Source organism: Paenarthrobacter sp. NPDC089988 (assembly GCF_044748465.1).
In the GTDB taxonomy this organism is placed as follows: Bacteria; Actinomycetota; Actinomycetes; order Actinomycetales; family Micrococcaceae; genus Arthrobacter.
Genome location: NZ_JBIVGD010000004.1, coordinates 249993 through 261116, shown reverse-complemented (window position 1 = coordinate 261116; position 11124 = coordinate 249993). Strand labels below are relative to the sequence as shown.

General features: G+C 65.6%; 10 protein-coding genes and 1 pseudogene. 4 read left to right on the top strand and 7 right to left on the bottom strand.

What is annotated here, in order from left to right:
• Together ACIPV6_RS08195 and ACIPV6_RS08190 are read right to left on the bottom strand one after the other, a co-directional pair.
• Positions 1-632: pseudogene (locus ACIPV6_RS08195) on the bottom strand (HNH endonuclease); the annotation flags it as partial.
• Positions 633-694: 62 nt separating this feature from the next.
• Positions 695-1561, bottom strand: a complete 867-nt coding sequence (locus ACIPV6_RS08190) for a class II glutamine amidotransferase (protein WP_400270395.1) — start codon at positions 1559-1561, stop codon at positions 695-697.
• A 145-nt stretch (positions 1562-1706) separates the two neighbouring features.
• Here ACIPV6_RS08190 and ACIPV6_RS08185 point away from each other — a divergent pair, with 145 nt between their 5' ends.
• Positions 1707-1913: a hypothetical protein gene (locus ACIPV6_RS08185; protein WP_400270394.1), complete on the top strand. Its 207-nt coding sequence runs from the start codon at positions 1707-1709 to the stop codon at positions 1911-1913.
• Positions 1914-2037: 124 nt separating this feature from the next.
• Here the strand turns inward: ACIPV6_RS08185 and ACIPV6_RS08180 are convergent, their stop codons facing one another.
• Positions 2038-3912: a glycoside hydrolase family 15 protein gene (locus ACIPV6_RS08180; RefSeq protein ID WP_400270393.1), complete on the bottom strand. Its 1875-nt coding sequence runs from the start codon at positions 3910-3912 to the stop codon at positions 2038-2040.
• A 126-nt stretch (positions 3913-4038) separates the two neighbouring features.
• Between ACIPV6_RS08180 and ACIPV6_RS08175 the strand changes: the two genes are divergently transcribed.
• The 3 genes from ACIPV6_RS08175 (at position 4039) to ACIPV6_RS08165 (ending at position 5780) form a co-directional block, all read left to right on the top strand.
• Positions 4039-4938 carry an SDR family oxidoreductase gene (locus ACIPV6_RS08175; RefSeq protein ID WP_400270392.1) on the top strand — a complete coding sequence of 300 codons (900 nt, stop codon included), beginning with the start codon at positions 4039-4041 and terminating at the stop codon, positions 4936-4938.
• A 156-nt stretch (positions 4939-5094) separates the two neighbouring features.
• Positions 5095-5325 carry a DUF6458 family protein gene (locus ACIPV6_RS08170; protein ID WP_400270391.1) on the top strand — a complete coding sequence of 77 codons (231 nt, stop codon included), beginning with the start codon at positions 5095-5097 and terminating at the stop codon, positions 5323-5325.
• A 170-nt stretch (positions 5326-5495) separates the two neighbouring features.
• Positions 5496-5780, top strand: coding sequence for a hypothetical protein (locus tag ACIPV6_RS08165; RefSeq protein WP_400270390.1), 285 nt, complete (start codon positions 5496-5498; stop codon positions 5778-5780).
• On the opposite strand, the gene ACIPV6_RS08160 is transcribed toward ACIPV6_RS08165, so the two are convergent.
• The 4 genes from ACIPV6_RS08160 to ACIPV6_RS08145 form a co-directional block, all read right to left on the bottom strand.
• Entirely contained in the window at positions 5777-6391 is a 615-nt protein-coding gene (locus ACIPV6_RS08160; protein WP_400270389.1) for a histidine phosphatase family protein, read from the bottom strand. The two genes, ACIPV6_RS08165 and ACIPV6_RS08160, sit on opposite strands and share 4 nt — an antisense overlap.
• A gap of 264 nt (positions 6392-6655) precedes the next feature.
• Entirely contained in the window at positions 6656-8290 is a 1635-nt protein-coding gene (locus ACIPV6_RS08155; protein ID WP_400270388.1) for an amidohydrolase, read from the bottom strand.
• A complete protein-coding gene (locus tag ACIPV6_RS08150; protein ID WP_400270387.1) occupies positions 8287-9510 on the bottom strand; it encodes a serine hydrolase domain-containing protein in 1224 nt (407 codons plus the stop codon). Before ACIPV6_RS08150 ends, ACIPV6_RS08155 begins: the two co-directional genes overlap by 4 nt.
• Positions 9507-11054, bottom strand: coding sequence for a purine-cytosine permease family protein (locus ACIPV6_RS08145; RefSeq protein WP_400270386.1), 1548 nt, complete (start codon positions 11052-11054; stop codon positions 9507-9509). Before ACIPV6_RS08145 ends, ACIPV6_RS08150 begins: the two co-directional genes overlap by 4 nt.
• Positions 11055-11124: the final 70 nt, after the last annotated feature.

Sequence of the window (11124 nt, the reverse complement as noted above, 5' to 3'; positions counted from 1 at the left end):
GCGGCTTGGGACAGGCGGCGCCGGGCTTCGCGGATCTCGATCCGCAGCCGCGCGCGTAGGAACTCCGCGGCGTTCCGGTACCCGTCATCAAGAACGGAACCCTGGGCCGCGCTCCCGGCGGTTTGACGGCCTTGATCGGCGGGTGTCTCGTCCTCGGTCCAGCCGGTCCGCCACCCGGTGCTGCCTGGCCGTGCGGATATTGTGCGGGCGTGTTTGGCTTCTTCCCGGGTCCGTTCCACCGCCTGGGCCGCGACAATTTGCAGGTACTCGATGGTGCGGGCGAGTTCCTCGACCCGGCCAGCGAAATCCGCCGCTTCCCCGAAACCGAACAACCCCGCTGCCGGGAGGGCCGAATCCCGCAGGCTCTCAAGGGCCGTGGCCCCATCATCCAAAACATCACTCAAAGAGGAGCCCGGACCACCCAGGGAGTCCTTGAGAGGTTCAGAGACGGCCCGTGTGGAGGGTGCCGATGGTTCCGTCCGGAGATGCTCCGGGTTACCCGGAATCTTTTCCGTCACACTCTTGGCATCAAGCAGAAGCCCGGCGACACCCGAAGTGGCCCCGGAACCCGAAGTGGCCTCGGAACCCGCGTCCGCCACCTCTGCCGCCCCAAACCCACCGCCAATTCCCATAAACCAACCCTGACACCATGCCAACCCCGAAAGAACGTCCCACCAGCCCTATGTGGAAAACCTCAGGGATGTTGCGACTCCGCGGCTGCCGGGTCGAGGTCTGCGAGCGTGAGCTGATGCGCCGGAGTATCCGTGAACGGGAACGTGGATGCCGCCGTGAGGTCGGGTCCAACATGCACCAGTTCGCCGGATTCGAGGGGCCGCCAGCCGGGGTTGTGATCCATGGGTTCGGTAGCGAAGAGGACGTGCGGCGAGCCGGCGAGTTCCGTGCTCCGCGAGTGGATCCGTTTGCTTCGGGCGTCCAAGGGAGCCGCGGGAGTGGGCGTGACGGGATCCCGTCGAAGCATGTAAAGCCCGTGCGTCGCCGGGTATCGCAAAGCCCAGACATCCGTTGCCGTGGTCAGGATGAAGTTGAGGCTGAACACCGGCACTTCGGCCGCGGTCCAGCTGACGGCCCGGGCTATCCCGGCAGCAACGTCGCCACCGGTGCGCCGTACCTCTGCGGTGATGAGTGCGAAGAACCGTTCACTGTCGGTCTGGCCTTGCACCAGGTCCATGACCCCCAGCGAGCGCAGCCGATCGTCGAGCAAGGCCAAGCCGGAAAACGCGCCGTTGTGGGCAAACAGCCGCCCGTCCTGTTCGAACGGGTGCGTGTTGGCCGCCGTAAGCGCGTCGGTGCTGGCGTAGCGGACGTGGGCCAGGAATGTGGTGCTCCTGAGGGTCCGTGCTTCCCGGGCGAACGCATGGTCCTCCCACGCCGCGAGGGGTCGTTTGGTGACTTTCGGCGAACCGTCAGGCCCAAAGATCCCAATGCCTGCACCGTCGGGTTCCCGCTTGCTCTGGACGGACAGGCTGTCCGGCGCATCCAGGAGCCAAAAGGTGGCGCGCACCGGACGTGAGCCCGCGTGCAGGCCGAAGAGCCGGCACATCCGAGGCCCCTCTCTTTGTAGCGATCATGGCTGCGGGCAAGGTGGCTGGTGGTATCGCTCATCCAGAGCTCACGCTACCTGCCCATCGGGTGCCGCCCAAGAGCCGGGGGTGTTGCGTCGCCGCCATGAATGGGACGATTTTCCTATGGGCCAAGACCACAATGAGAAGCCCCAAGCCTCGGGGGACGACCGGCAATGGCAGGATAGCGACGCCGGTTCGCCCACCACCCAGCAAATGCGAACCGTCGGCCAGCGCCGGCGCGAGGCCGAGCGGAAACTGGACCAGCACCTGGAGGAGGCCAAGCAAAGAGCCGAGGCTCCGGATCCCGACGATCAGAAGACAGAGAGCTGACCGCGGCAAACGCACGACGGCGGGACCCGACTCCGCGGGCAGCCCACCACGGTGCCACTCGGCCCGGAGCGTAGCCGCACGACCGCGGGATGCGGCTCCCGTACGCCGCCTGCCGGGCGCCCGCTCAGCCCTGCGTCGTTTGCTTGCCCGGTGTGGGCGCGGCGTTCCGGGACATCTCCGCGTCGCCGCCGTGTCCCCCGATCGGCGTGTCACTTCCGGGGGCCTGCCCGTGGTGCAGCTGCAACGCACAGTGGATCAGCGGAAAGTGGCTGAAGGCCTGGGGCGTATTACCGAGCTGTCGCTGCGTGCGCGGGTCCCATTCCTCGCTGAGCAGTCCAACATCGTTCCGCAAGGACAAGAGCCGTTCGAACAGTGAGGTCGCCTCGCTCCGTTTTCCGATGCCCAGCAACGCGTCCACCATCCAGAACGAGCACGCCAGGAACACCCCCTCGTCGCCGGGCAGGCCGTCGTGCCCGGACCCGGTCCGGTAGCGGAGGACCAGCCCGTCATCCGTGAGCCGTTCCTGGATGGCTTCCACCGTACCAACCACCCTGGAGTGGTGGTGCGGCAAGAAACCGACCCGGGGGATGAGGAGCAGGCTCGCGTCCAGTTCCTTGCTTCCGTAGGACTGGACGAACGTGTTGAGGTCCTCGTTGAAACCCTTGGTCATGACCTCCGTGTGGATGGTGGACCTCAGATCGGCCCAGCGGTCTCCAGGACCCGGCAGCCCGGATTTCCGCACGGCTTTGACCATCCGGTCCGCGGCCACCCAGGCCATGACCTTGGAATGCGTGAAATGCCTCCGCGGTCCGCGCATTTCCCAGAGCCCGTTATCGGGCTGGTCCCACGCACCTTCGAGGTATTCCATGAGCGCTACCTGGATGTCCCATGAACTGTCCTCTGTCCCTGCGGGCGAAGCCGCCCGCGTCAGGGAAAGTCCGTCCAGGACTTCGCCCCACACGTCCAACTGCAATTGCGGTGCGGCAGCGTTGCCAATGCGTACCGGCGTTGAACCTTCGTAACCAGCCAACCAAGGCAGGTCCATTTCGGGAAGCCGCCTGGCGCCGTCGAGCCCGTACACAATCTGCAGGTCGGCAGGATCGCCGGCGATGGCGCGCAGAAGCCAGTCCCGCCACGCCGATGCCTCTTCGGTATATCCGGCGGCGAGCAGCGACTGGAGCGTCAAGGTGGCATCACGCAGCCAGCAGTAGCGGTAGTCCCAGTTCCGTGGACCGCCGAGTTGTTCAGGCAAGGACGTAGTTGCTGCCGCGACGATCCCTCCGGTGGGGGCGTACGTCAGGGCCTTGAGCGTGATCAGTGACCGCTCCACCGGCTCCTTGTATTTGCCGGCGATTTCGCTGCGGTCGATCCACTCGCGCCAGAAAGAGGTGGTGTTGGCGAGCGCCCGTGCGGGGTCGATGCGCCGCGGTTCCGGCTCGTGGCTGGGCGCCCAACGCAGCACGAACGGGACCCGTTGGCTGGCTTTGACGGTGAATTCGCTGATGGTGCGGTTGTCGCGTCCCTCCAAGGGTGCGTGCGTGGTGATGTAGGCGGAGTCCGGCCCGGCCACGGCGCTGATTCCCTGCCCGTGTTTGCGTACCCAGGGCACCACCCGCCCGTAGTCGAACCGGAGCACCAGCTCCATTTGCATCTCCACTTCGCCGCTGATCCCCTCGACGATCCGGACCAGGTCCACGGCGTCGTCGCGCACCGGCATGAAGTCGATGACGCGGACGCTGCCGCCATCCACGTCCCATTCCGTCTCCAGTACCAGGGTGTCCTCCCGGTACTGCCTCCGGGTGCAGTTGCCGCCGTTGGCGGGGTCAGGGTTGGCCGGGGCAACGAGCCATCGGCCCGCTTCCGGATCGGCGAGCAGCCCGGCGAAGCACGCGGGTGAATCGAACCGGGGAAGGCACATCCAGTCGATGGATCCGTTGCGGCCCACCAGGGCGGCGGTGTGGAGGTCGCCTATGAGTGCGTAGTCCTCGATTCTCGCCATTTCAGCTCCTTTGCGTTCGGACAGGCTGGACTAAGCCCGACGCTACCCGTACTTTCTGTGCTTTGCGTTCAAGCCTTGCCTGTACACCACCCCGGTGTTCTGGAAGCATCGATTCCAGGAGGAGCCATGGCTGGAGACAAACCCGTCCTCGTTGTTGGTGCCACCGGATACCTCGGTGGCCAGGTGGTGGATCAGTTGCTCACCCGCGGCAAGCCGGTCCGCGCGCTGGTGCGTGAGACGTCGGATCCGTCCAAGCTTCAGGCCAAGGGCGTGGAGATCGCCTGCGGCGACATGCTCGACGTCGGGTCGCTCATCCAGGCGATGACCGGCGTGGATGCCGTGATCTCGACGGCCGCCGGCTACACCAGGAATGACAAGAACGCCGAGGCGATCGACACTTTCGGCAACAACAACCTGGCCGTCGCAGCGAACCACGCCGGAGTCCGCCGGTTCGTCCTGATCAGCATCCTCACCAGCGACCAAACCCCGCAGGTTCCGCACTTCTGGCACAAGAAACTCGCCGAGGACAAGTTGCAGGAGCTGGGTGTCCCATTCGTCGCGCTGCGACCGGGTGCCTTCTTCGACCAGATCGCGGGCATGCGTGGCGATCCCTTCCAGAAGGGCCGCATCATGTGGTTCGGCCGGAAGGACGTACCGCTGACCTTCGTCCTCACCAGCGACCTCGCGCAGTACCTCGCCGCGGCAGTCGACGCCGATATCGCCAGCGGGGAGCGCATCGACATCGGCTGGACCAGGCCCGTGAGCATGCTCGAGGCAGCTGGGTTGCTGTCCAGGGGTGCCGAGGGAGTGGACATCAAGGTGACATCGATTCCGACGCCGGTACTCCAGTTCGCGGGCAAGGTCACGTCCCGCTTCGCGCCGCTGGTGGGGGACATGGCAAGCATGTCTGCCTGGTTCGAGACTGGTCGTTACGTCGCCCATACCTCCCGCCAGGCCGAAGTTTTTGGTCCCGTGCCCACTCCGGAGGAAGCGATTGCCCGATTCGCCGCACGGTATGGGCGCTGAACCGTTCCCGAAGATCCGGGCGGCGGGGACTGTGATACCCACACAGACAATGACGGCCACAAACTCTGGCCTCGTCCCCATTTGATAAGTAGGCTGATCATATTCGGTCGGCCAGTGGTTCCTCCTCGGGCCGAACGCCACGCAGAGGAGCACATCATGAGAATAGGTTCTTCCATAGCCCTGATAGCCATCGGAGCGATCCTGGCGTTCGCACTGACGCCAGGGCTGATCCCCTTCATTGACCAAGTCCTGATCGGCTACATCCTGATGGCCGTCGGCGTCCTCGGTCTGATCATCTCCATCATCATGTCCAGCAGGACCCGCCATACCGTGGTGGAGCGGCGCACCGCTCCGGACACCATTGTGGAACGGCGCCCCGAAGCCTGAAGGTTCCGCCGGCCAGTCAGCGGAGGCAGTCATAGGGAAAGTGGCGGTAACGCTGGGTGTTGCGGTTGCGGTGCGCCGTCACCCGCGGCCTGGCAGTGACTGGCGAAAGCAGCAGAGCACGACGGCGGCAGCCCCGCCGTCGTGCGCTTTTGACCGCGTAGGCTGCTCCTATGGAGAAGTCTTTCGACATTGAACGTGTGAACCAGGACGAATACGCAGTGCGCTGGGCCGCCGAGGGGCAGACGGGTGAATCCGTGGTCCGGGTCACCCCGGATTTCCTCGCCGAAATTGGCTTGGACGGCTTCGACCAGCAGGCCGTGGTGGAGGAAACCGCCAACTTCATGGCCGAGCACCAACCCGTGATCGACTTCCCCCTGACAGTGGATCTTGAGGAGATCGCTGCGGCCTACGAGGACTACGCCGACAAGCTTCGCAGCCGCCTCCAGGCCGGCTAAATCCGGCCCAAAGACGCCTGGCCGGCAACCTCTGCGGTGAGGCGCTCGCCGTTGTAGAACTCAAGCTCCCAGCCGTCCACCGGGTGGTGGTGTGCCAGGTTCAGCGCCGCGTTCCGGACGCTGTCCAGGGTGCGGCCGATGGCGCGGTCGAGGGTGAGCCGGATCAACGTTCCGTGGCTGACCACCAGCACGCGCTGGCCTGCGAATTCGCGGGCGAGTTCTTCAAGGGCCGCCGTGCCGCGGGTTGCGGCGTCGTGGTCGCTCTCGCCACCGCGGAAGCCTCCGGGGATGCGCAGTGCCTCCAGTTCGGGTCCGGCCTGCAGGCCCTCGGCGGGACCGAAGCTTCGCTCGATCAGCTCCGGAACGCGGCGGGCTACCGTCAAGCCCAGTCCTTCCGCGATGATGTCGGCAGTTTCTGCCGCCCGACCCAGGGGCGAGGAAACAAGCGTGTCCCACTCGTAGTCGGACAGCACGTCAACGGCGTCGCGGGCCTGCTGCCGGCCAATCTCGTTGAGGGGAATGTCCGTGGCCCCCTGCAACCTGCGCTCGGCGTTCCAGTCGGTCTGGCCATGGCGGACGAGGGCAAAAGTTGTGAGGGTCATGCCTTCCATTTTGCCTTGCCTCCACGTCCGCCGCAGTTTCCTGCGCCACATGGAGCAATTTCCCGTGACCGGCATCCACGGAGTTGGGCGGGCAATGGATACTGACCTGCCACTGGCAGACGGGTTGGCCGCTGTTATCGCGCGCGCATCCGGGATGTTGCCACGGCCACGGGCATCGTCGAAGGCAGGTGCGGTTCCGTGGCCGCCACCTTTACGAGGACTAAGGCTCACCACAACTTAGGCGACGAAACGCACGACGGCGGCAGCCCGCCGTCATGCGTCGCTGGCGGGCTGGCTTCCTGCCTGGTAGACCGTCTTCCCGCCCACGACGGTCCGCAGCGCCTTGGCCTCCAACAGGGCAGTTGGGCTCCCGGCACTGAAGACGTCGGTGTCCAGGACGACGAAGTCGGCATACAGCCCGGCAGCGAGCCGTCCCACCTCATGCTCGGCGCCGCTTGTCCACGCAGAATCCCGGGTGGCGTGCTCGATCGACTCCGCCAGGGGCAGCGCGAACTTCGGGACGTTGGAGCCCGCCGAACTGTCCAAAGCGGATGCCCGCGTGGTGGCGACGTACATGTTGGGCAGCGGCGCGTGGGGTGACGTGGGGGAATCGGTACCAAACGCCAACCGTGCTCCGGCCTCCGTCATCCACGGCCACGCGAAGCCCTCCTTGACGCGGTGGTCGTTCAGCTTGGCGCACCAGTTGTCGCTGATCGCGGGATCGGCGTGGACGGGCTGCATGCTCGCTGTGATGCCCAAGGCGGCGAGGCGTTCCACGTCGTTCCGGTCCGCCAGTTCCAGGTGCTCGATCCGGTGGCGACGTTCGCGCGGGCCGTTCAGGGCAACCGCATGTTCCACGGCGTCGATCGCGATCCGCACAGCCTCGTCTCCAATGGCATGCATGGCCACCTTGAGGCCAGCGGCATCGGCTGCCGCTACCACGGGCTTGAGTTCCTCAAGGCTCCAGATCGGTTCGGCGTTCGAACCGTCGGCATAGGGTTGGCCGAGGACTGCGGTGCACCCGTCGATGGTTCCATCGATGATCACCTTGATGCCCACTACGCTCAGGAAGGGCGTTGAGGGTCCGGTGCTGAGCGCGGCCGCCCGGCGGACCTGGGCAAGGTTGTCCTCGGCAGAGCCGGAGTTGTTCACCCGCCAATAGGCCCTGAGTCGGCTGGTGAGCGTGCCGTCCTTCTCTGCCCGCGTGAAAGTTTCCAGGTCCGTCTCGTTGAACCCCATGTCGCACGCCGTGGTCACACCCGTCTCACGGTAGGCCTTCTGGACTGCTGCGATGCTCTTTCCGTGCTCGTCGTCGGAGGATTGGGCATCCAGGAATGGCAGCACCAGATCGTAGAAGGCATTCTCGTCGAGGTAGCCGGTGGCGTGCCCGTCCTGGTCGCGCCTGATCGTGCCGCCCAAGGGGTTGGGCGTCTCATCCGTGATGCCAAGCTCCCGGAGGGCGGAAGAATTCACCCATACCGAGTGGAAATCGTAGGCAAAGGCATACACGGGCTTTCCGGGAAGGACGGCGTCCAGCATGCCCGCATTGGGAACGCCGCCGGGGATCACTCCATGCAGCCATCCCGTGGCGAGGACCCGCTGCGCCAGAGGCTGTTCGCTGTCCCTTTCCTTGATCCGGTGTTGGATCTCGTCCACGGACCCGGCACCCCACAGACTCACCTGGCCCAGCGCTTCTCCCGTGCCGATCACGTGGGCGTGCCCATCAACGAATCCGGGCAGCACCAGCCTTCCGCCCAGGTCCTCAACGTGGGCGTCCGGTGCGAGGCGGTGCGCTGTTCCGGCATCGCCCACATAGAGGATCCGTTCATCCCGGACCACCATGGCTTCCGCCCAGCGGCGGGTGTCCGCGGTGAAGATCCTTGCATTGGTGTAAAGCTGCGTTGTCACGCTGGGGTGTCCTTTGCTTTTGGCGTGGGCTGGAATGCTTCGCTGATGTCCATGAGCAGCTGGTTCTGTTCCCGATGACGGTGTGCGGAATCCGGCTCGGGCCACGTGGAGAACTGCACGATCACGGTTTGGGTGCTCGGATCGATCCACAGGTATTGGCCGTGGATGCCGATAGCGGTGATGATGCCACGATCGTTTCCCGTGCACCACCATTGCCGGGTGTACGAGCCGCGGGCATGCACCGCGCTGAATGACTGCCCGGCCATGGCCCGTGGATCGCCGCCCGCGAACACGCTGCGGACCCACTCGGCGGACACCACCCTGCCACCCGGACCTTTGCCGCCGTCGAGCATTAGCTGGCCTGCACGGGCGAGGTCGCGCGCGGTGCACGAGACCCCGCCGTTGGCGAAGCCGAAGCCCGTGGAGTCCACTGTTATGGTGGCGTCGTGGTCGGCGCCGAGTTTGGACCACAGGTACGTGGACAAGGCCTCGGCGTACCGCATCCCGGTGACCCGTTCGATGATCCAGGCCAGGACGTCCGTGTTGGCCGAGCAGTACTGGAAGGTGCCCAGGGTGCCGTTGCCGCGGAGGGTTGTCAGGAACTCATAGGTGTCCCGGGGATCGTTGTCCCTGCGGGAGCGCCACCCGGCCGAGCGGTCGTGCGCCTGGACCTCCGAGTCCGGATCCAGGTAGTCCTCGCTGTAGTCGATGTGCAGGGTCATATCCAGGACGTGCTGCACGGTGACCGGATTGGCGGGCATCCCGTCATAGGCAGATCCGGCGAGCTCGGGGACGTAGTCCACCACAGGAGCAGAAGTCACAATCAGGCCCGCATCCACCAGTGCCCCCACGACCAGCCCGCAGAGGGATTTGGAGACGCTCATGATCAGGTGCCTGGCATCCGGCGCGAAGCCCGGACGGTAATACTCCGCCACCACGGTGTTGTCCTGCAGCACCACCAGGGCGTCCGTGAACGTGGCCTCGAGCCGCCGTGCGAGTTGCGGGACGCGATCGGCCAAGGCTCCCGGGCGGTCAATGGCCGCCGCTGTGGTGGCCGGCGCGCGGCGGGGGACCACCGCCGTCGGAATCAGTTCGCCCAGGTTCGCGAAAGCCCATCTGTTGTCCGGCGCCTCCTGCCAGGTGTCCATGGTGGGTTGGCCTTCTGGAGCGCCGGAGTAGCGGCGTGGGTGGGTTCCGGTTTTGCCGGCAGCGGTGATCACGCGTGGGCTCCTTCGGTAGTGGATTTGGCGGGAAGTGCCGCGGGTTTGTTCGAGGATCTGCTGAGGACCACATAGACGCCGGACGTGACAAGCAGGGACACCGGGACGGAGAGATCGATGTTGCCCATGGCCGCGGCAACAGGCCCGGTCCAAAGACTGTTGGTGAGGAACAAAGATGCGACGGCGGCACCCAGCACCACTGCCGCCAGGCCCGGAAAGTGCCACCCGCCCGTGTACCAGAAGCGTCCGCCCGGCCGTTCGTCGAAGAGATCGGCGCCGTTGTAGCGGTTGCGGCGCCGGATGACGTCGGTGGCGAAGACCGCCATGGTTGGCCCTGAGATGAGCACCAGCAATTGCAGCATCAGGTTCACCGCTTCGAGGAGGCTCGTGGACATCACCAGGTAGACAGTGAGGGCGGTGCCGATGGCGCCCACCACGATTGCCGAAGGAATGCGGCGGATGGGTACGCCGATGGACTGGAACGCCATGCTGGCCGTGTAGGTGGTCATGCCATTGAGGGCGATGGTGTTGATGATGACTCCGATGACGAAGACCGGACCGAGCCATGCCGGCAACAGGGCCAGCAGCGCGGATTCGATGCCGGCGTCCATGGCCGCAGTGTCGATGCCCGTGGCCAGCAACGCCCCCACCGCGGTGAAGAAGATGCAGGGGAGCGCTCCGCCCAGCGCCGTTGCGGCGATGATCCGCCATGGCTTGGTGCCGCGCGGAAGGTAGCGTGCCAGGTCCGGGCTGTTGGAGTAGGACAGGGGTGTGGAGGCGAGGATGGCGAAACCGATGCTGGCCGCGGACCATAGCGGGAGCCCATCCAGTGCACTGCCGTTCGTCGTTGGGGTGTAGGCCCAGTCCACGTGGGGCAGCACGAACGCCGTCACCAGCAGGAAGATGACCAACAGCACCAGCGCCACGTACGGGTAGCTTCGCAGGATCAGTCCATGCCCGAACACGGCTACCAGCACGGTGATGGCGGCTACCACCATGGTGACCAGCACCGGCCCGGCGATGGGATCGGAGAAGCCAAGCTGTGACAGGAGTTCGGCGCCCATGAACGAGGATGCCAACCAGTTGAGGGCCAGGAAGACGGCTGAAATGAACCAGCCAAAGAAGGCCACAATCACGCGGTTCCCCCGGATTCCATATATGGCCCGCGTGATCACTGACCCCGACGTTCCCGCCGCCGGCCCGCTCACGGCGATGATGCCTGTGAAGATCCACGGAAGACTGCCCGCGACGATCACCAGGCAGGCCTGCCACAGATCCAGCCCCAGCAGGATCAGGGAGGCGCCCACCGTGAAGTTGAGGACGCTGACATTGGGGGCCGCCCAAACGGGGAACAGGTCCCGGGCCCTGCCGCCACGCTGCGAATCATCGATGAGTTCAATGCCGCGGGTCTCGGGGTGGGACAGGTTTCCGTCGTGGGGCTGGTTCTCCGGGAGCCCGGCGTGGGTGGGGTGCCCGGTCGGTGTGGGGCTCCCCGACAGTGCGGGGAGCCCGGATTGCCCGGGGTGGCTTGCGGGATCAGTCATGGGGGGTCCTTTCGGGCGAAGTCCACGTCGCTGTGGCTTTCCGGAGATGCGGGGAATTCTTATTGGTCGC

Coding starts and splice junctions, on each gene's coding strand:
- ACIPV6_RS08180 (WP_400270393.1), bottom strand. CDS start 3,912: ATGGCGAGAATCGAGGACTACGCACTCATAGGCGACCTCCACACCGCC.
- ACIPV6_RS08185 (WP_400270394.1), top strand. CDS start 1,707: ATGGGCCAAGACCACAATGAGAAGCCCCAAGCCTCGGGGGACGACCGG.
- ACIPV6_RS08160 (WP_400270389.1), bottom strand. CDS start 6,391: ATGGAAGGCATGACCCTCACAACTTTTGCCCTCGTCCGCCATGGCCAG.
- ACIPV6_RS08145 (WP_400270386.1), bottom strand. CDS start 11,054: ATGACTGATCCCGCAAGCCACCCCGGGCAATCCGGGCTCCCCGCACTG.
- ACIPV6_RS08190 (WP_400270395.1), bottom strand. CDS start 1,561: ATGTGCCGGCTCTTCGGCCTGCACGCGGGCTCACGTCCGGTGCGCGCC.
- ACIPV6_RS08175 (WP_400270392.1), top strand. CDS start 4,039: ATGGCTGGAGACAAACCCGTCCTCGTTGTTGGTGCCACCGGATACCTC.
- ACIPV6_RS08165 (WP_400270390.1), top strand. CDS start 5,496: ATGGAGAAGTCTTTCGACATTGAACGTGTGAACCAGGACGAATACGCA.
- ACIPV6_RS08170 (WP_400270391.1), top strand. CDS start 5,095: ATGAGAATAGGTTCTTCCATAGCCCTGATAGCCATCGGAGCGATCCTG.